Origin of the sequence: Caulobacter sp. DWR1-3-2b1, assembly GCF_049895765.1 — a bacterium.
Classification (GTDB): Bacteria; Pseudomonadota; Alphaproteobacteria; order Caulobacterales; family Caulobacteraceae; genus Caulobacter.
In genome coordinates, this window is record NZ_JAFCSZ010000004.1 from 146,213 (window position 1) to 163,988 (window position 17,776).

Below are 17,776 nucleotides of genomic sequence, written 5' to 3' on the forward strand. Positions count from 1 at the left end.
CTCTCGCTCACATGCAACTGCGCGACGCGGCGCGGCGTCAGCGGACCGATCCGCATGCGTCCTGAACACACCCGCGTAGCCATCGATGAGCCGGGTCGGCGTCCAGTCGCGGATGCCACAGCAGGGCGACCGTGATCTCCGGCGCGGCGAACGGCAGGGGAAAGCTGAACAGGCCGGCTCGCAGACAGGCGGTGTGGCGTTCGGGAACGCTGGCGATCAGGTCGGACTGCCGCGCCAAAGCCAGGGCGGTGGAAAACCCACCGACAATGACCGCGATCCGTCGCTCCAGCCCCAGAGGCTGCAAGGCCTCGTCGACCGGTCCCCGCTCGAGGCCCCGTCGCGAGACGCCGACATGGTCGCCGGCCGCATAGCGCTCTGACGTGATTTGGCCCAGATTCAGCGGGTGACCCGCGCGCACAACGCCGATGAAGCGGTCCCGAAACAAGGCCTGAGCGCGCACTTCCGGCCCTGTCGCCTGGCCGACGACGCCGGTTTCCAGGTCGACGGTCCCGTCGCGCAGGGACGCGCTGTCCTTGTCGGGCTTCTGCACGAAGCACAGTCGCACCCCAGGCGCATCCTGGCCGACCCGCGCGATGAGCCTTGGCCCAAAGGCCTCAGCGAACCCTTCGCTGGTGCGCAGGGTGAAGGTGCGGACCAGGCGCGCAAGGTCCAGAGCCTCGGCCGGGCGCAGCACGCCTCTGGCCTCCTGCACCAGCCGGGCGACCGGCTCGCGCAATTCCAGCGCCCGGGGCGTGGGAACCAGACCGCGTCCAGCCCGGACCAGCAAGGGATCGCCCGTCGTCTCGCGCAGGCGCGCCAGAGACCGGCTCATCGCCGAGGGGCTGAGGCGCAACCGCTTAGCCGCACGCGCAACGCTGCCCTCAGCCAGCAGCACATCCAGGGTTATCAGCAGGTTGAGATCGGGCATCGACATGACCGACCCTAGCACGGCCTGGCGCAAGCATGGCGTCAAACGCAGCTATTGAGTGCAAACAGTGCGCATTCCGACACATAATCCATTGGCATAGGAAAGCCCCGTTCCGGCGTCGCCAGAAAGCGGAGATCCTATGCAACCCCTTGACGAAGCGCGCAGCCAACCCACTGCGGTCCCCGCGCCCTTGCCGCCGTCAGCCCAATGGGCGCTGGCCGGCCTTTGTCTGTCGATGCTGATGTCCTCGCTCGACACCAGCATCGCCCATGCGGGCCTGCCGACCCTGACCCAAGCGTTCTCGGCCACCTTTCAAGACGTGCAGTGGGTCGTTTTGGCCTATCTGCTGGCGATCACCGCCCTGATCGTAAGCGTCGGACGGCTGGGCGATCTGATCGGCCGTCGCCGGTTGCTGCTGGGCGGCATTGGTCTGTTCACGTTGGCGTCGTTCCTCTGCGGCGTCGCGCCCAGCCTCTGGCTGCTGGTCGCCGCCCGGGGCGTGCAGGGCATTGGCGCGGCGATCATGATGGCGCTCACCGTGGCCTTTGTCGGCGAGACGGTCCCCAAGGCCAGGATCGGCGGCGCCATGGGCCTGCTGGGTACGATGTCGGCGCTGGGCACCACCCTGGGTCCGTCCCTGGGCGGCGTGCTGATGGCCGGACTGGGCTGGCGGGCTATCTTCCTGGTGAATGTGCCGTTGGGCGTGCTGAACTTCCTGCTGGCCCAGCGCTTCCTGCCGCGGGATCGCCCCCTGACCAAGACTGGCGCTGGGAGTTTCGACGCCTTCGGCGCCCTGCTTCTGGCCCTGACCCTGACAGCCTACGCCCTGGCTATGACGGTCGGACATGGCCGGTTTGGCCCGCTCAACATCGCCCTGCTGCTGGCCGCCGTATTTGGGCTGGGTCTGTTCCTGGCCTTCGAGGCTCGCACGCCCTCGCCCATGTTGCGTCTGACGATGTTTCGCGATCCGGCGCTGAGCGGCAGCCTGGCCATGAGCGCGCTGGTCTCTACGGTGATGATGGCCACCTTGGTCATCGGACCTTTCCATCTATCGCGGGCGCTGGGGCTTGAGACAGCGCTGGTCGGCCTGGCCCTGTCGGCGGGACCGCTGGTCGCCGCCCTGATCGGCGCCCCGGCCGGCCGTCTGGTCGACAGGATGGGCGCGCGGCGCATGACCGTGATCGGACTGGTGGGCATGACAACCGGCTGCCTGACCCTGTGCGTCGCCCCTGTGAGCCTCGGAGTCGCCGGCTACATCGCCCCGATCGTGCTCGTCACCGCCGGCTACGCAACGTTCCAGGCAGCCAACAACACGGCCACCATGACCGATGTCGGCCCGGACGAACGGGGCGTGGTGTCGGGTATGCTCAGCCTGTCGCGCAACGTCGGACTGATCACCGGGGCGTCGGTCATGGGCGCAGTTTTCGCCTTGGCCACAGGCGCGCCCGACATGGCGACCGCCCGGCCCGAGGCCGTGGCTAGCGGCATGCGCGGCGCCTTTGCGGTCGCCGCGATCCTGATCGTCGCCGCCCTGATCATCGGCCTTAGAACCCTGCGCAGGGAGGACGCCCGCCTTTAGAGCCCTTTCCGACCTGATGGCTTCATCAGGGTCGAGCGAAAAGGGCTCTAAATCAAAAGTTTAGAGCATTTTTCGATCCGATAACCGTTTCACACTGATCGGAAAATGCTCTAGGCTTCGCCCAAAGAAAAAGGAGCCGCTTTCACGGCTCCCTCTCAAGATCGATCGAAGTCGCGGACTACGCGTCTTCGGAAGCCGGCGGAGCGCCTTCGCCGCCTTCGACGCTGCGCGGGGCGCGGCGACGACGGGGCTTCTTGGCTTCTTCGCCTTCCGCGGCGGCCGGAGCCGGCGTTTCGGCGGCGACCGAACGACCCAGGAAGGCCGGGGCGTGGCTAACGTCGCCATCCTGGGCGCGCAGCATGGGCGAGCTCTTGCTGGCGACCGGCTCGCTGACCAACGGCGTGGCCTGCGGCTCGATCACGGCCATCGGATCGCGGTCGCCCTGAGTACGGTCCCGGGGCGCACGTTCGCGACGCGGCGCGCGTTCGCGGCGGCCTTCGGCGATGGGCGCCTCGGTGGCGGTTTCGGCGACGGCGGCGACGGCGGCGACGGCGGGGCGCTCTTCGCGCGGACGGTCATCTCGAGGCCGGTCATCTCGGGGGCGGTCGTCACGAGGACGATCATCGCGGGGACGCTCGTCGCGGAAGCGGTCTTCCCGAGGGCGGTCGTCCCTCGGGCGATCATCACGGGGGCGATCATCACGGGGGCGGTCGTCTCTAGGCCGATCATCGCGCGGCCGGTCATCCCTGGGACGGTCGTCGCGAGCACGGTCTTCCCGAGGGCGATCGTCACGGTCGCGCCAACGGTCGCGGCGGCCCTGGCCCTGGCCCTGGCCCTGGCCCTGGCCCTGGCCTTGATTGTCGAAACGGGGGCGATCTTCGCGAGGACGGTCGTCCCTGGGGCGGTCATCGCGGGGACGATCATCGCGCTGGCGGCCCTCGAAGCGGTCGCGAGGACGCTCGCCCTGCTGGCCTTCGCCCTCGCCGCCGTCGTTGTTCTCGGCGGCGGGCATCTCGACGACTTCGGGAGCCTCTTCAGGCTCGGCCTCGAAGTCGATCTCGTAAGCCGAATAGGCGTCCTTGCCGATGATGTCGCTGACGGGGCGATTCGGCTGGATGGCTCGCAGGACGCGGAAATAGTGCTCTGCGTGCTGCAGGTAGTTCTCGGCCAGAACCCGGTCGCCGGACGACGTCGCGTCGCGGGCCAGCTGCTGGTACTTCTCGTAAACGCCCTGGGCCGCGCCGCGCACCTTGACGCCTTCGGGGCCGTTCGAATCGAAGGCCCGGTTGGCGTTGTGCTGCTGAGGCTTGCCGCCGGTATTGCTGCCGCCGCGATTATTGCGGCCGCGCTGGCGCTTCATGCCCTTGAAATCTCTCATGTTCTCTCTGAACCTGTCCGGAAGTCAGTCTGAGCTGAGGCATCCGGCCTTGTTGGTCTCTAGACGGGGCCGAACCCCTGGAAATTCTGGAGACACTGGTTTCCGTAGAGCCCCCGTCCTGGTTCTGGCGCGGCGACCGGCTTAGGACCGTGCGCGCCTGCCGGAGGAGCTTTGCGAACGTCATCGACGCCCGCTTTTCCCGTCACCCGGCATTTTGGAAGGAGACCACTTTCGTCTAGCCTCTCACGCGGGGGTTTCCAAGGGATTTTTCACCCCGGTCACGACGCGGTCGTGGGTCGACAGATCCTTGATGGTCTGGACGTTGCTCGCGCCGGCCTGCCGGAACAGCGCCTCGACATCGGCCGACTGGTCGTACCCGATCTCGACGGCGAACATGCCGCCCGGCTTGAGCACCCGCAGGATCTCGGGCGCCAGCTGGCGATAGGCGTCCAGACCATCGGGGCCGCCGTCGAGCGCCACACGCGGTTCGTGGTCGCGGACCTCCGGCTCCAGGGTCTCGATCACGTGGCTGGCGATATAGGGCGGGTTGGAGACCACCAGATCGAAGCCTTCGTCGCCCAGGCCCGTCGTCCAGTCGCCGCGCAACAGGGCGACGCGGTTGTCGAGATCCAGGCTGGCGGCGTTGTCGCGGGCCACGGCCAGGGCCTCTTCCGAGACATCGACGCCCAGCCCCTTGGCGGCTGGCCGCTCGGCCAGAACCGCCAGCAGGATCGTGCCCGAGCCGACGCCCAGGTCAAGCATGCTGAAGCTCATGTTTTCGGGGAAGGCCTTGAGCACTTCGTCGACGATGACCTCTGTCTCGGGGCGCGGGGTCAGGACGTTCTTGTTCACCTGCAGCAGGATCTTCCAGAAGCCCTTGCGACCGATGATGTGGCTGACCGGCTCGCGACGCGCGCGGCGGTTCAGATAGTCGTCCAGCGTCGCCCACTGCTCAGCGGTCAGCATGCGGTAGGGATCGTTGACGATATCGGTGCGGGTGACGTCGGCGGCCACCTCCAGCATCAGACGCGCGTCGATGGCGGGCTGATCGATGCCGGCGTCCTTCAGACGCTCCTTGGCGGCGGTCCAGGCTTTGACGAGGGTCAGGGTCATGGGCGGTCACATAGCGCTTTGGCGCGGCGAGCGCGAGATTGAGTATGATACCAGTTTTTGGTACTGCGGTCGCAGCAGGGAGCCGACGATGAGCAAGAATACGTCTGTCAGTCTGGGCGATCACTTCCAAGGCTTTATCGAAGGCCAAGTCGCCGAAGGCCGCTATGGCTCAGCCAGTGAAGTCGTGCGTGCGGGCCTAAGGCTGCTGGAAGACAGGGCAACCAGACTGGCCGCCTTGCGGGCAGCGCTGGATGAAGGAGAACAGAGCGGGTTCATCGAAGATTTCGATTTCGACACCTTCCTGGCTGAACTCAACGCCGAACACGATCACCTGCCGTGATCGGTTTCGACCTTTCGTCCCTGGCCCGCCTGGATTTGCGACAGATCTGGGTCTTTACTGCGGAAAAGTGGGGACGGCGCAAAGCCAACAATTACCTTGATGAGATCAGGGCGGCGATTGAGGCAGTCGCGCGGGACCGTGATCTGGGATCCTTCACCGATCATCTGGACGCCGACTATCGAAAGATGGTCGTCGGATCTCACGCGATTTTCTATCGATTGGTCGGCGGCAAAGTCTGGATCATTCGCGTTCTGCATCAAGCTATGGACGCCGCCAATCATCTGAACTGATCAGCTCCAACGCCGCCTCGTCCCCCTCCGCCACCCGCCCGCCTTGCGTCACGTTCAGATAGATCCCGCAGAACATGTGGCCGTAGTTGTCGAACAGCGCCTTCACCAGTTCGATATCCCGCTCGGCCGTGACCGGATCGACGTGGATCGCCGCGCAACGCACAATGGGTTTCAGCACCTCGGTCGTCGCCTCGCCGAGCTTCAGCGTCCGGCCCGTCCAGTCGTTTTCGACCCAGGCGGGCCAGCCCTCGACATAGAGGTTGGCGCGGAAACGTAAGGGATCGAGCGGACGCCCCAACCGCGCCTCCAGATCACGCACGCTGGCCAGGTTAACGATGGAGACGTAGCCCGAGCGGCTGTCCATGAAGCGATAGGCTCCCGGCCCCTCGATCACGCGCAGCGGACCCGACAGTTCCTCGCCCAGCAGGCCACTCAGCCAGGCTTCCAGCCCTGCCCGGCCCGCACCGGTGCGCAGGTCGCCGGCGAAATCCGGCTGGCCCTCGGCGCTGGCCGTCAGCAGGCTGCTCGCCTCGTCATAGGCCGTGCGGGCCCTGGCCACGGCCGGGAACTTGGCCAGGACCGTGAACTTCATCTTCGAGATATGGGCCGGCGCCGCCGGATCGAAGCCGCTGGGGCCGTTCTCAACCGCATAAAGCCGGTCGCACGGAAAGCACGCTCCGGCGACAAGATCGGCCCCTGACAAGCGTTCGGGCGTGAATCCCTTGACGGGGTGGCGATAGATGGCGGCGATGCGGGCTTCCATAGGCCAAGGTCGGCGACGACTCGGGCGGGCGCAAGAGTGTCGCCCAGAAGAGCGTTGGGGAACGTCCCCTGTGCTCACGCTTTCCTTCGGCGGGAGACTGCATGACCGACAAGCCAGAGCCTAAAAAACCCCTGCGCGCTTGGCTGGCCTCGCGCCCCTACGGCCTGACGCCGTGGATCGTGCTGCTGGCGCTGGCGCCATTCGCCTTTGCCAAGCCTGTCGTCCGCGCGCCGCCGCCCGGGCTGTCGGAAGACCGCGTCCTGCCGCCAGACGATTTCGATGCGGTCGAGCCCATGCGCGGCCGGGCCGCCAAGCATCCACGCCACATCCCCCTGCTGGGCTGGCGCGACATCCTGTGGCGCACCTGGCGCGAGATCACGGTCGACCGCCTGCCCGCCGTGGCCGGGGGTGTCACCTTCTACACCCTGTTGGCCCTGTTCCCGGCCATCGGCGCCTTCGTCTCGCTGTATGGCCTGTTCGCCGATGTCGCGGCCGTCCAGAAACAGCTGAGCGAGATGTCGGGGATCTTTCCCGCCAGCGTCATCCAGATCGTCGGCGAGCAGATGCTGCGGCTGGCCAGCCAGGAGCAGGCCAAGCTGGGCGTGGCCTTCGCCGTCAGCCTGCTGCTGTCGGTGTGGAGCGCCAGCGCCAGCATGAGGGTGCTCTTCGACGGGTTGAACATCGCCTATGACGAGGAGGAGAAGCGCAACGTCGTCGCCCGCACGGCGCTGACCTATGTCTTCACCTTCTGCGCCGTTCTGTATGCGGCCCTCGCCGCCGTCATTCTCATCGCCACGCCGGTCCTGCTGGAGCGAGCGCACCTGTCTGCCCTGATGGAGATCTGGGCTCCCATCCGCTGGATGCTGGTCTGGCTGATGACGGCCGGCGCCTTCGCCATCCTCTATCGCTTCGCCCCCTGCCGCGCCCGGGCCCGCTGGCGCTGGGTGGTGATCGGGTCGCTGCTGGCGTCCGGCGGCTGGTTGGTGGGGTCGCTGGGCTTCTCGGTCTATGTGAGCCAGGTGGCTCACTTCGACGCCACCTACGGCACGCTGGGGGCAGTGATCGCCTTCATGGTCTGGGTTTGGTTCTCGATCATGGCCGTGCTGGTGGGGGCCGAGTTGAACGCCGAGATCGAGCATCAGACTGCCATCGACTCCACCACCGGGCCCGAGCGGCCGATGGGCGAGCGCGGCGCGGCCATGGCCGACACGGTGGGCCTGGCCTTCCATCCCTGGGAGATGATCAAGCGCGAAACCGGTGTGGCGCGCCGCGTCGCCGGCCAGGCCTGGGGCAAGGTGCGCCGGTCTGGACAAGCGCCGCCGGAAGGCTAGCGTGCCGGCCCGTTTGCCGGAGCCCCGCATGCTGCTCGTCGCCGCCCAGGACCACGACCTTCCCGCCATCGCCGATCTTGTCAACTTGGCCTATCGCGGCTCGAGCGCCGAGAAGGGCTGGACCAGCGAGACCCACCTGCTGGGCGGCCAGCGCACCGACCTGGAAACCCTGCGCGCCGATCTGGCGACCAAGCCGGGCTCCACCATCCTGACCCTGCGCGAGACCGCCTCGGCCGCGCCCCTCGCCTGTATCTGGGTCGAGCCCCTGCCGGGCGATGTCTGGATGATCGGCATGGTCACGGTCGATCCCGAGCGCCAGGACGAGGGCCTTGGCCGCCAGCTGATCGAGGCGGCTGAAAATCACGCCCGCACCCATGGCGGCAAGACCGGCAAGATGACCGTCATCGAAGGCCGCGACACCCTGATCGCCTGGTATGGCCGTCGGGGCTATCAGCCGACCGGCGATCGCGAACCCTTCCCCTATGGCGATGCGCGCTTTGGCGAGCCCAAGGTCGAGGGCCTGAAGTTCCTGGTGCTGAAGAAGGCGCTGTAACCCCGCCATTGCCGATTGCCTTGGTCCCCAGCCTGGGTGAGGCTTCGATCTGGCTCGAGAGCGTTTCCTGAAGGTTTTGCAGACATTGGTCCCCGGCAGTTTTCGCTTCGAGCGCTTTATCCTCGATCCCCATGACCGCCAGCTGCGGCGGGACGAGACGCCCGTCGCGCTGAACCCGCGCTATCTCGACGCCCTGATCCTGCTGGTGCGCGAGCACGGGCAGCTGGTCTCGAAGGACCGCTTTCCGGACGAGGTCTGGCGTGGCGCGTCCGTCACTGACGAGGCCCTCACCCAGTGCATCCGGACCCTGCGCAAGCAGTTGGGCGACGACGCCGCCAGCCCGCGCTTCATCGCCACCGCGCCCAGGCACGGCTACCGTTTCGTCGCACCGGTGAAGTGGGTGGAGCATGCGCCCAGGACCCCGGCCGCAGCGACGGCTCCCCTCAACGTCCCGCCCTCCCTGCCCGACCGGCGGCTCCTGCGGCTCGGCGCGGCCGGGATGATCGGCGGCGGGGCGGCAGGGGCGCTGGGCGGCCTGGCCTATGGTCTGGCGAGCGCCGCGCAGTCGCCCCACGGCGGGGTCAGCGGCCTTTCCGTGCTGTTGGTCCTGGTGTGCCTGACCCTGTTCGTCGGCCTGCTGGGGGGCGCGGGCGTGGGCTTTGGCATAGCGGCGACCAGCCAGGCCGGTGGTCGGCTGGGTCCGTGGAGCATACTGGGCGGCGGGGCCGGCGGACTGATCGTGGGCGCGGTGGTCAAGCTGTTTGGCCTGGACGCCTTCGACCTGCTGTTTGGCCGCACGCCGGGCGACATCACAGGGGCTTTCGAGGGCGCGCTGCTGGGCGGCGCGATCGGGCTGGGCGCCTGGCTGGGCAGCCGAGGACCAAGCCCCGTCTCGCTGCGACGCGCCATGGCTGCCGCGGGCCTGGCCGGGGCCGGGGCCTGCGCGCTGATCCCCCAGTTGGGCGGGCGACTGATGGGCGGGAGTCTGGATTTGCTGATCCGCCAGTTCCCCGGCTCGCGCCTGCGCCTGGATCAGATCGGCGCCCTGTTTGGCGAAAACGGCCTTGGCCCGCTCAGCCAGATCGTCACCAGCAGCCTGGAGGGCGGCCTGTTCGGCGCCTTCGTCGTCGGGGCGATGATCCTGGCGCGGCGGAGGGGTTGGACGGGGGTGTATGGGTAGGTGGGTTAACCGCCGCCCGCTTTCACCAAGCCGTCACACCGCGAACAAGTCGCGGGATGACGGGATTGCTCAGAGCCAACCTTCGGTATTCGGCAAAGGGTGGGTTGCGGACCTGGTGGACATCGAGGGGGTCCGCTTGCCTGCGCAACGATCGTGGACGGGCGTAGGTTATCCACAGTTCAGCGCCGTCGCGCGGCGTCCAAGCTCGCTATCACCGCGGCGCGGACGAGAGGGTCCAGGGACAACGGCGGCGGCTCTCCTCTGGCAATGTGCGGACGGACCGCGGCATACGGGATATCGACAATCGAAAAGCGGGCTGCTTGGCGGAGGTCCGGCGTAATGGCGCCGAACAGTCGATAGGTGATGGCGTCGAGACCCTCTTCCAACGCTGTGCCTAGCCGTCGGGCTTCCGCAGCCATGTCCTGCGGCCATCCGGCGCCTTCAAACTCCGCACGCCGGTGCGTAATCACGATGCGCGCCGCCTCCGGATCCAAGCGCACCCAGTTCAGGACGAAGTGCGCCGCCCCGATCGCCGCTTCCTGGGGCGCCTCGTGAGCGAGGGCCGCGAGCGCGCCGGTTTGAAAGGCCGCGATCTTGTCCAGCCATAGGCGGCCGAGGAGTTCATCGCGCGAGGCGAACCGATGGTAAATAGATCCGGACGGGGCTTTCAGTGCGTGGGCGATAGCACCCATGGTGGCGGCCGGCGGCCCTCCGACAGCGACAATCCTTGCGGCGGCGTCAAGGATTTCTCGCGAGGTGAACTTGGCGGGACGTGGCATCCATTCTTGATAATAGACTCCACTATCTAAAACAAGTAGCACGCTAACATCGAGAATTTGGGGGTCGTTATGGCGCGGGAAGAAATTCGAGGCCTGCCACCGGGGCAGCACGCCCTGACCGGTTTTCCACGGTTCGGGTCGAGCCGCTATGCGGCCCGCTTCCCTTCAGATCCGGACCATGTGCGCCTCGTCGTGCGCCAGGATGGACGAACGCTGACCGAACTGGACTCGGAGTGCTGGGCGAAGCTGCCACGACGGAGCCAGGTCAGCGACTTTCACTGCGTTACGACCTGGAGCAGCCTCGGGCATCGCTGGGACGGGGTAGGATTCGCGGACTTTTGTTCCGCCCTTGGCATCACGGTCTTTGACCCGACAAGGCTCGTCGTACTCCGAGGCGGCGACGGATACCACGCAGCTCTGCCGCTATCCGATCTTCTGCGCGAGGATGTACTGCTCGCCGATCGGCTGGATGGCGAGCAGCTTCCCTTGGCGCACGGCGCGCCGCTGCGCCTCGTGGCGCCGGCGCACTACGGCTATAAGAGCGTCAAGCATCTGACGGCTATCGAGTTCGACATCGACCCCCGCAGCTATCGTGCCCCGGGGCCGCGGTTCATGATCCACCCGCGCGCGCGAGTGGATCATGAGGAACGCGGCGTGGGCTTGCCGGGCGGGTTCCTGCGGTTCGTCTATCGCCCCTTGATCGCGCCCACGGCAGCCCGTTTTGCGCGGGCGCTCCACGCGAGGCCCAAGAAGGCGGGTCAAGTGAATGATCCGAAGAGCGGCGCCGCCTCGGACCCTACGCCTTCGCCACCAGCTTCGAGGTAATCAGCTCCGCCGCATTCACGCGGTCGCCGCCGGGTTCCATGACTTCCAGATGCACATGGTCGATGATGCCGGGATAGTGGCCCTGCAGACTCTCGACGCGGCCGATGGCTTGGCCCAGGCGCACGGTCTGGCCGACCTCGACGCCGGGCGAGATGTAGAAGGCGCGGGCGACGTAGCCCAGGGCCGGATTGGTGATCTCGACGAACTTCAGATCGGCCGAACCCGAATAGGCATAGCCGATCTTGGTGACATAGCCCGAGATCGGAGCCGCTACTTTCTGGCCGGCGATGGCAGTGTAGTCGACGCCCTCGTGGCTGCGCGAGCCGCCGTCCCGGCGGGCGCCGAACTCGCCGTCGCCGAAGTCGTCGTGGCCGCGCGGGGCCGCGCCGGTCGGGTTGACGAAGTCGGCCGCGCCGTCGCCGTCGACGTCGGCGCCGCTCCAGACCAGCTCCTTGCGGACCGGCCTATGGGGCTTGGCGGCGATCTCGGCCAGCAGGCGTCGGACGATGGGCGTGGAGTTGGGGCGAGCAGCGTCGGGATGCTCCATGGCCGCCACGACCATGGGCGCGAACACTGTCGCCAGACCGATCACGCAACGCGCCGCAGGGGTGATGTTCTTCGCGGCGGCAGCGTGCATCAAGTGACCTTCAGTCGTTGTTGGATCATTTTCGAATTTGGGCGGTGCAGGGCGACCTAGCGTTCAGATATGGCGAAGACGTGGCGATATTTGCAGCGCGGCCTTTTACCTCATCTCAAGCTAAAGCTAACGCTTACAAAGCCGCGCCGTACATTTCGCCACGAACATCAATCGATACTTTAGATCGAATAATGCCTCGCTCGCGCCGAGTCCGGACATGCAACGCCAGCGCGATTTTTACGAGAGGACGCGCATTGATAAAATCGGCTACCTAGCGCAAAGTTACGGTCAAGTCGGAGCGTCAAATGTCGCGTGATTTCGCCCGCCAGGGCATAGGCCTTGCGCTGATCGCGACGACAGGCTTTCGACTGGGACACCCTGCTGCCGCACGAGCCGCATCGGACGTCCGGCCCGCCGCCAAGCGTCCGGCGGGTAAAGCGGTTATCTCCCCAAGCCCTTACGACCGCCGCGCGCAGTCCTGGTCGCTACCGGCGCCCGCCGCTCCCCTGTCCGCTCCCGCCCCGCCGCCGCCACAGCAGCCAACGCGGCCAGCGCCGGCCGAACCTCTGAGCCTGGTCGTCAAAGCGCAAATTAGACTCACCGCGCTCGGCTACATCGTAGGCCCGATCGACGGGCGACCCGGCGGGCAGACCGAGCTGGCGGTGCGCGCGTTCCAGAGATCGGTGGGCTTGGCCGACACCGGTGTGCTCGACAGCCAGACCTTGGTGGAGTTGGGCCTGATCGCGCCGCCGCCGGTCCATCTGATCGGCCCCCGGTTCCGCCCGCCGACCTGGCGGGTCACGCCCAACCCGCAAGACTATGCGGGCTACTATCCAGAGACGGCCCGAATCCACCGAATCCCCGGCCAAGCGATGATCCGCTGCGCGATCGGCGAGGACGGCACGCTGAACCTGTGCATTACTCTATCGCAACAGCCGGAAGGCTACGGCTTCGGCGGCGCGGCCCTTGGCCTGTCACGGCTCTTCCGGGTGGAGACCATCGACGTCGAGGGCCGCTCCGTAGTGGGTCATATGGTCGCGGTGCCGATCATCTTCCAGGTTCAGTAGCGACGCCTCAACCCGCAATCAGGTCCGCCCGCTCATCGGCCGTCAGCGGCCGCCAGTAGCCCTCGGGCATATCCCCCAGGGTCAGGGACCCGACCCGCACACGGAATAGGTCAACGATCTTCCATTCCAGCAGTTCGCACATTCGGCGGATCTGGCGGTTGCGACCTTCCTGAAGGATGACGCGCAGGCGTTGATCAGAGATGAGTTCGACATGGGCGGGACGCAGCTCGCGGCCGTCCAGTTCGAGGCCAAAGCGCATCAGCTCCAGCTTCTCCTCGGTGATCTCGCCCATGATGGCGACGCGGTATTCCTTTTCCAGCTCCGACTGCGGGCCGATCACGGCCTTGGCCACGACGCCATCCTCCGAGAGGATCAGCAGGCCGCGCGAGTCCATGTCCAGCCGGCCCACCGGAGCCAGCCGGTTGCTGAAGTTGGGGATCGTCGCTTCGTGGGCCCACAGGTTCTCGCGCTTAAGCAGGCGCACGGCCGGGATCTGGCCGGGATCGGGCTGGGACGAGACGATGCCGACCGGCTTGTGGATCATGATCGTCAGGCTGGAATCCAGCTTGGCGGTGGCGCGGTCGGCCAGGACGAGCGTTTGGCCCGGCAGGATCTTGCGACCCACATCCTCCACGGTCTCGCCGTCGATGGACACCAGGCCGTCGGCGATCAGGGCCTCGGCCTCGCGGCGCGAGCAGACACCGCTTTGCGCCAGCCACTTGTTGACCCGCTGGGGTTCGTCCTCGTCGTAAGTGCGCGTGAAGGCCATCAGTTGTAGCCGTCTTCGAGGGTGGCCAAGCGCGCGGCCTGGTCCTCGGCGATCAGCGGCTTGATCACGTCGTCCAAGGCCTCGCCCTCCATCACCTTGCCCAGATTGTAGAGGGTGAGATTGATGCGGTGATCGGTGACCCGGCCTTGCGGGAAGTTGTAGGTGCGGATGCGTTCGGAGCGGTCGCCGCTGCCGACCTGGCTCTTGCGGGCGTCGGAGCGGGCGGTGTCGAGGGCCTCGCGCTGCATGTCGTACAGGCGGGCCTTCAGGTTCTTCATGGCCCGGGCGCGGTTCTGGTGCTGGCTCTTTTCCGACGAGGTCACCACCACGCCCGTGGGCAAGTGGGTGATCCGCACGGCCGAGTCGGTCTTGTTGACGTGCTGGCCGCCGGCGCCCGACGAGCGGTAGGTGTCGATGCGGATGTCGCTGTCGTTGATCTCGATCTCGACATCCTCGGCCTCGGGCAGCACCGCGACGGTGGCGGCCGAGGTGTGGATGCGGCCTTGGGCTTCGGTCTCGGGAACGCGCTGCACGCGGTGCACGCCGCTCTCGAACTTCAGCCGGCCAAACACCCCGTCGCCGGTGATCGAGGCGATGATTTCCTTGTAGCCGCCCATCTCGCCCTCGGAGATGCTGTCGACCTCGACGCGCCAACCCTGGCTGACGGCGTAGCGCTGGTACATGCGGAACAGGTCGCCGGCGAACAGGGCCGCCTCGTCGCCGCCGGTGCCGGCCCGGACTTCGAGAATGGCCGAGGCGTTCTCGTCCTTGTCCTTGGGGGCCAGCATCAGGGCCAGCTCGTGCTCAAGGACGGGTAGTTTCTCGTCCAGCGCCTGCATCTCGTCGCGGACCATGGCGGCCATTTCCGGGTCGCTGGCCATTTCTTCCAGATCGGCGCGCTCAGCGGCCAGCTTGGCCAGGGTCTCGACGGCCTCGGCCACCGGCCGCAGTTCGGCGTGCTCCTTGGAGAGCTTGACGATCTCGGCTCCGTCCGACGCAGCGCCCATGCGGGCCTCCACTTCGCGGAAACGGTCGAGAACCTGGTCGAGTCGGGCCTGGGGCAGTCGCAAGGGGTGACGTCACGCATTTGAGGGGGATCGGGCGGTCTCTGTACCTCCCGCGGAGGGCGGCGTCACCCCAGGAGGCTGTGTGACCTTTAGCCTTTCCAGTCCCGCAGCGGCGTCAGTTTGCAACGCGCCAAGGAATGACTGGCTCTGCGGCTGTCGCTGCCTGCGGGATTAGGAGATCAGAAGCCATCCGGGCCAGCCGCGTTACGGCGATAGCGCACCGTGATCTCCACGCCGTCCGGGCGTTCGGCCAGGGCCTTGCGGACCATGGCCAGCAGGGTGTCGGCCGAGACGTGCAGATCGATCACCTGGCCGGCCTCTTCATACACGAGGTGCGAATGGGGTTCGGCGACGGTGTCGAACACCAGGTCGGTGGTGGTTGTGGGCAGTCGACCGATCAGGCCATGGTCGGCCAGAGATTCCAGGTGGCGGGTCAGGTCGGTCAGAGTCACCGCCAGGCCGGTCTCGGCGGCGATGTCGGCCACCTCCGGCAGGGTAAGGTGGGTCTCGGACGCGCCACGCAATAGCGCCAGAAGACGCGGCAGCGGCCCATGGCCGGGCAGGCCAGCACGGCGCAGCTCCTCGCGGAACGCAGCTTCCACGGCGTGGGGCATCCAGGTCTCCTCCCAAGGCGCCGGGGTGATCGCGGTCGTGCGTCGCCGTGATCTGGCCCCGACCTTGAAGTCTAGACGCGGCTGGGGTCAGCCGCGTCCAGTCCCATTCCTCACCGATCAGGCGAGGTCGAAGCGGTCCAAGTTCATCACCTTGGTCCAGGCCGCCACGAAGTCGGTGACGAACTTTTCCTTGGAGTCGCTCTGGGCATAGACCTCGGCCAGGGCCCGCAGTTGCGAGTTGGACCCGAACACCAGATCCACCCGCGTGCCGGTCCACTGGCGCTCGCCCGTGGTGCGGTCGCGGCCTTCGAACTCGGCTTCGTCCTCCGACGTTGCGGCCCACACCGTGCGCATGTCGAGCAGGTTGACGAAGAAGTCGTTCGTCAACGCACCCGGCTGCGCGGTCAAGACACCGTGCGACGACTGGTCGGTATTGGCGTTCAGCACCCGCAGGCCGCCAACCAGCACCGTCATTTCGGGCGAGGTCAGGGTCAGCAGTTGCGCCCGGTCGATCAACAGTTCCTCGGCCGTCAGGGTGTATTCGGTCTTCAGATAGTTGCGGAACCCATCGGCAGTGGGCTCAAGCACTGAGAACGACTCGATGTCGGTCTGGGCCTGGGAGGCGTCGGTGCGGCCCGGCGTAAAGGCGACCTCCACCTCTTGACCGGCGGCCCTGGCGGCCAATTCGACAGCCGCCGAGCCCGCCAGCACGATCAGATCGGCCAGGGACACCTTCTTGCCGCCGGTCTGGCTGGCGTTGAACGCCGCCTGGATGCCTTCCAGCGTGGCCAGCACGGTTACCAGCTGGGCAGGCTGGTTGACCGCCCAGTTGCGCTGCGGCTCCAGGCGAATGCGGGCGCCGTTGGCGCCGCCGCGCTTGTCCGAGCCACGGAAGGTCGAGGCCGAGGCCCAGGCCGTTCCGACCAGTTGCGAGACCGACAGGCCCGAGGCCAGCACCTTGGCCTTCAGGTCGCGGATGTCGGCCGCATTGATCAGCGGGTGATCCACGGCCGGAACCGGGTCCTGCCAGATCAGCTCTTCCTGGGGCACCAGCGGGCCGCGATAGCGGGCGATCGGGCCCATGTCGCGGTGGGTCAGCTTGAACCAGGCCCGGGCAAAGGCGTCCTGGAACTGGTCAGGGTTCTCATGAAACCGTTTGGAGATCGCGGCATAGGAGAGATCGACCCGCAAGGCGATGTCGGTGGTGGCCATCATCGGGGCGTGGCGACGGCTGGGATCGTGCGCGTCCGGCACCAGGGTGCGGGCGGCCGGGTCCTTGGGCGTCCACTGCTGGGCGCCGGCCGGGCTGCGGGTCAGCTCCCACTCGTGGCCGAACAGGGTGTCGAAATAGCCATTGTCCCACGCGATAGGATTGGGCGTCCAGGCGCCTTCCAGGCCACTGGTGATGGCGTGAACGCCCTTGCCGCTCTCCCAGACGTTACGCCAGCCCAGGCCCTGCTCGACGATGCCAGCACCTTCGGGTTCGACCCCGACATGCGCCGCATCGCCCGCGCCGTGGGCCTTGCCGAAGGTATGGCCGCCCGCAATCAGGGCCACCGTCTCTTCGTCGTTCATGGCCATGCGCGCGAAGGTTTCGCGGATGTCATGGGCCGAGGCCTGCGGATCGGGCACCGCGTTGGGACCCTCGGGATTGACGTAGATCAGACCCATCTGGACAGCGGCCAGCGGCTTGTCCAGCTGGCGCTCGCCCTTGTAGCGGTCGTCGCCCAGCCAGGTATCCTCGGCCCCCCAATGGACGTCTTCTTCCGGCTCCCAGACATCTTCGCGGCCGAAACCAAAGCCGAAGGTCTTGAAGCCCATGGTTTCCATGCCGACGTCGGCAGCAAGGATCATCAAGTCGGCCCAGCTGATCTGGTTGCCGTACTTCTGCTTGATCGGCCAGATCAGGCGGCGGGCCTTGTCGAGGTTGCCGTTATCGGGCCAGCTGTTGAGCGGCGCGAAGCGCTGCGTGCCCGAGCCTGCGCCCCCGCGACCATCGCCGGTGCGGTAGGTGCCTGCGCTGTGCCAGGCCATGCGAACAAAGAACGGACCGTAGTGCCCATAGTCGGCCGGCCACCACTCTTGCGAGTCGGTCATCAGCGCCGCCAGGTCCTTCTTGAGGGCCTCGACATCCAACTTCTCGACCTGCTCGGCATAGCTGAAGGTCGGCGAGAACGGGCTGACCAGCGACGAATGCTGCGACAGGATCTTCAGGTTCAATTGGTTGGGCCACCAGTCGCGGTTCGACCGGCCGCCAAAACTGGTGTGGAACCGTACGCCGTGCTTGAGGGGGCACTTGCTCGTGGGTTCGACGATGTCGCTTCCGTCCATATCTGGCTCCGATATTGGCTGCTGTAACTGACGTGGCCTCTCTGATAGGGGCCGCGACGATTTCGGAAGACAGACCCGCTTCCTGACGGGGGACACACGAACCCTGAGATGACCGCCGTCCAGCCGCCGCCACACCGGGAGTGTGGCCTTGCTGTCGCGGCGACGGGCGCGCCGAAGTCCAGGTTGGTGTCGTGTTTACTGTTGCGCCTCCCTGGTGGCGCTCTCTGGGGAC

At 66.9% G+C, this 17,776-nt stretch carries 18 protein-coding genes; 8 read left to right on the forward strand and 10 right to left on the reverse strand.

Going from position 1 to position 17,776, the window contains the following annotated elements; all coding sequences use genetic code 11:
• Positions 1 to 37: 37 nt before the first annotated feature.
• Positions 38 to 934 carry a LysR family transcriptional regulator gene (locus ACP69S_RS05825; RefSeq protein ID WP_425995626.1) on the reverse strand — a complete coding sequence of 299 codons (897 nt, stop codon included), beginning with the start codon at positions 932 to 934 and terminating at the stop codon, positions 38 to 40.
• 133 nt (positions 935 to 1,067) lie between these two features.
• Here ACP69S_RS05825 and ACP69S_RS05830 point away from each other — a divergent pair, with 133 nt between their 5' ends.
• Positions 1,068 to 2,507 carry an MFS transporter gene (locus ACP69S_RS05830; RefSeq protein ID WP_425995627.1) on the forward strand — a complete coding sequence of 480 codons (1,440 nt, stop codon included), beginning with the start codon at positions 1,068 to 1,070 and terminating at the stop codon, positions 2,505 to 2,507.
• A gap of 178 nt (positions 2,508 to 2,685) precedes the next feature.
• Here ACP69S_RS05830 and ACP69S_RS05835 read toward each other — a convergent pair whose 3' ends face one another.
• The gene (locus tag ACP69S_RS05835; RefSeq protein ID WP_425995628.1) at positions 2,686 to 3,885 is read right to left on the reverse strand and encodes a DUF4167 domain-containing protein; all 1,200 of its coding nucleotides are present in this window, start codon (positions 3,883 to 3,885) and stop codon (positions 2,686 to 2,688) included.
• Positions 3,886 to 4,128: 243 nt separating this feature from the next.
• Entirely contained in the window at positions 4,129 to 4,998 is an 870-nt protein-coding gene (prmC, locus tag ACP69S_RS05840; RefSeq protein ID WP_425995629.1) for a peptide chain release factor N(5)-glutamine methyltransferase, read from the reverse strand.
• Between the two features lie 88 nt (positions 4,999 to 5,086).
• Here prmC and ACP69S_RS05845 point away from each other — a divergent pair, with 88 nt between their 5' ends.
• Both ACP69S_RS05845 and ACP69S_RS05850 read left to right on the forward strand, forming a co-directional pair.
• Positions 5,087 to 5,338, forward strand: a complete 252-nt coding sequence (locus ACP69S_RS05845) for a type II toxin-antitoxin system ParD family antitoxin (protein WP_425995630.1) — start codon at positions 5,087 to 5,089, stop codon at positions 5,336 to 5,338.
• The gene (locus ACP69S_RS05850; RefSeq protein ID WP_425995631.1) at positions 5,335 to 5,628 is read left to right on the forward strand and encodes a type II toxin-antitoxin system RelE/ParE family toxin; all 294 of its coding nucleotides are present in this window, start codon (positions 5,335 to 5,337) and stop codon (positions 5,626 to 5,628) included. Before ACP69S_RS05845 ends, ACP69S_RS05850 begins: the two co-directional genes overlap by 4 nt.
• On the opposite strand, the gene ACP69S_RS05855 is transcribed toward ACP69S_RS05850, so the two are convergent.
• Positions 5,600 to 6,391, reverse strand: a complete 792-nt coding sequence (locus ACP69S_RS05855) for an MOSC domain-containing protein (RefSeq protein ID WP_425995632.1) — start codon at positions 6,389 to 6,391, stop codon at positions 5,600 to 5,602. The two genes, ACP69S_RS05850 and ACP69S_RS05855, sit on opposite strands and share 29 nt — an antisense overlap.
• Before the next feature lie 101 nt (positions 6,392 to 6,492).
• Between ACP69S_RS05855 and ACP69S_RS05860 the strand changes: the two genes are divergently transcribed.
• The 3 genes from ACP69S_RS05860 (at position 6,493) to ACP69S_RS05870 (ending at position 9,455) form a co-directional block, all read left to right on the forward strand.
• Positions 6,493 to 7,722, forward strand: coding sequence for a YihY/virulence factor BrkB family protein (locus ACP69S_RS05860; RefSeq protein WP_425995633.1), 1,230 nt, complete (start codon positions 6,493 to 6,495; stop codon positions 7,720 to 7,722).
• Between the two features lie 28 nt (positions 7,723 to 7,750).
• Entirely contained in the window at positions 7,751 to 8,275 is a 525-nt protein-coding gene (locus ACP69S_RS05865; RefSeq protein WP_425995634.1) for a GNAT family N-acetyltransferase, read from the forward strand.
• 76 nt (positions 8,276 to 8,351) lie between these two features.
• The gene (locus ACP69S_RS05870) at positions 8,352 to 9,455 is read left to right on the forward strand and encodes a winged helix-turn-helix domain-containing protein (protein ID WP_425995635.1); all 1,104 of its coding nucleotides are present in this window, start codon (positions 8,352 to 8,354) and stop codon (positions 9,453 to 9,455) included.
• Positions 9,456 to 9,634: 179 nt separating this feature from the next.
• On the opposite strand, the gene ACP69S_RS05875 is transcribed toward ACP69S_RS05870, so the two are convergent.
• Positions 9,635 to 10,234 carry a TetR/AcrR family transcriptional regulator gene (locus tag ACP69S_RS05875; RefSeq protein ID WP_425995636.1) on the reverse strand — a complete coding sequence of 200 codons (600 nt, stop codon included), beginning with the start codon at positions 10,232 to 10,234 and terminating at the stop codon, positions 9,635 to 9,637.
• 69 nt (positions 10,235 to 10,303) lie between these two features.
• Here ACP69S_RS05875 and ACP69S_RS05880 point away from each other — a divergent pair, with 69 nt between their 5' ends.
• On the forward strand, positions 10,304 to 11,059 hold the full coding sequence (locus ACP69S_RS05880; RefSeq protein ID WP_425995637.1) for a molybdopterin-dependent oxidoreductase: 756 nt from the start codon (positions 10,304 to 10,306) through the stop codon (positions 11,057 to 11,059).
• On the opposite strand, the gene ACP69S_RS05885 is transcribed toward ACP69S_RS05880, so the two are convergent.
• Positions 11,031 to 11,696: a M23 family metallopeptidase gene (locus ACP69S_RS05885; RefSeq protein ID WP_425995638.1), complete on the reverse strand. Its 666-nt coding sequence runs from the start codon at positions 11,694 to 11,696 to the stop codon at positions 11,031 to 11,033. The genes ACP69S_RS05880 and ACP69S_RS05885 overlap by 29 nt on opposite strands.
• Positions 11,697 to 12,001: 305 nt before the next feature.
• On the opposite strand from ACP69S_RS05885, the gene ACP69S_RS05890 reads away from it, so the two are divergent.
• The gene (locus ACP69S_RS05890) at positions 12,002 to 12,763 is read left to right on the forward strand and encodes a peptidoglycan-binding domain-containing protein (RefSeq protein WP_425995639.1); all 762 of its coding nucleotides are present in this window, start codon (positions 12,002 to 12,004) and stop codon (positions 12,761 to 12,763) included.
• Between the two features lie 7 nt (positions 12,764 to 12,770).
• Here the strand turns inward: ACP69S_RS05890 and ACP69S_RS05895 are convergent, their stop codons facing one another.
• The 4 genes from ACP69S_RS05895 to katG form a co-directional block, all read right to left on the reverse strand.
• On the reverse strand, positions 12,771 to 13,532 hold the full coding sequence (locus ACP69S_RS05895) for a pseudouridine synthase (RefSeq protein WP_425995640.1): 762 nt from the start codon (positions 13,530 to 13,532) through the stop codon (positions 12,771 to 12,773).
• Positions 13,532 to 14,602, reverse strand: coding sequence for a peptide chain release factor 1 (gene prfA / locus ACP69S_RS05900; RefSeq protein WP_425995641.1), 1,071 nt, complete (start codon positions 14,600 to 14,602; stop codon positions 13,532 to 13,534). Before prfA ends, ACP69S_RS05895 begins: the two co-directional genes overlap by 1 nt.
• Positions 14,603 to 14,778: 176 nt before the next feature.
• A complete protein-coding gene (locus tag ACP69S_RS05905) occupies positions 14,779 to 15,213 on the reverse strand; it encodes a transcriptional repressor (RefSeq protein ID WP_425995642.1) in 435 nt (144 codons plus the stop codon).
• Between the two features lie 117 nt (positions 15,214 to 15,330).
• Positions 15,331 to 17,544, reverse strand: a complete 2,214-nt coding sequence (katG, locus tag ACP69S_RS05910; protein ID WP_425995643.1) for a catalase/peroxidase HPI — start codon at positions 17,542 to 17,544, stop codon at positions 15,331 to 15,333.
• Between the last annotated feature and the right edge of the window lie 232 nt (positions 17,545 to 17,776).

Excerpts from the sequence above, each read along its gene's own strand:
- katG (WP_425995643.1), bottom strand. The coding sequence starts at position 17,544 with ATGGACGGAAGCGACATCGTCGAACCCACGAGCAAGTGCCCCCTCAAG.
- ACP69S_RS05885 (WP_425995638.1), bottom strand. The coding sequence starts at position 11,696 with ATGCACGCTGCCGCCGCGAAGAACATCACCCCTGCGGCGCGTTGCGTG.
- ACP69S_RS05830 (WP_425995627.1), top strand. The coding sequence starts at position 1,068 with ATGCAACCCCTTGACGAAGCGCGCAGCCAACCCACTGCGGTCCCCGCG.
- ACP69S_RS05845 (WP_425995630.1), top strand. The coding sequence starts at position 5,087 with ATGAGCAAGAATACGTCTGTCAGTCTGGGCGATCACTTCCAAGGCTTT.
- ACP69S_RS05835 (WP_425995628.1), bottom strand. The coding sequence starts at position 3,885 with ATGAGAGATTTCAAGGGCATGAAGCGCCAGCGCGGCCGCAATAATCGC.
- ACP69S_RS05890 (WP_425995639.1), top strand. The coding sequence starts at position 12,002 with ATGTCGCGTGATTTCGCCCGCCAGGGCATAGGCCTTGCGCTGATCGCG.
- ACP69S_RS05875 (WP_425995636.1), bottom strand. The coding sequence starts at position 10,234 with ATGCCACGTCCCGCCAAGTTCACCTCGCGAGAAATCCTTGACGCCGCC.
- ACP69S_RS05865 (WP_425995634.1), top strand. The coding sequence starts at position 7,751 with ATGCTGCTCGTCGCCGCCCAGGACCACGACCTTCCCGCCATCGCCGAT.
- ACP69S_RS05895 (WP_425995640.1), bottom strand. The coding sequence starts at position 13,532 with ATGGCCTTCACGCGCACTTACGACGAGGACGAACCCCAGCGGGTCAAC.
- ACP69S_RS05825 (WP_425995626.1), bottom strand. The coding sequence starts at position 934 with ATGTCGATGCCCGATCTCAACCTGCTGATAACCCTGGATGTGCTGCTG.
- ACP69S_RS05880 (WP_425995637.1), top strand. The coding sequence starts at position 10,304 with ATGGCGCGGGAAGAAATTCGAGGCCTGCCACCGGGGCAGCACGCCCTG.
- ACP69S_RS05860 (WP_425995633.1), top strand. The coding sequence starts at position 6,493 with ATGACCGACAAGCCAGAGCCTAAAAAACCCCTGCGCGCTTGGCTGGCC.
- ACP69S_RS05905 (WP_425995642.1), bottom strand. The coding sequence starts at position 15,213 with ATGCCCCACGCCGTGGAAGCTGCGTTCCGCGAGGAGCTGCGCCGTGCT.
- prmC (WP_425995629.1), bottom strand. The coding sequence starts at position 4,998 with ATGACCCTGACCCTCGTCAAAGCCTGGACCGCCGCCAAGGAGCGTCTG.
- ACP69S_RS05855 (WP_425995632.1), bottom strand. The coding sequence starts at position 6,391 with ATGGAAGCCCGCATCGCCGCCATCTATCGCCACCCCGTCAAGGGATTC.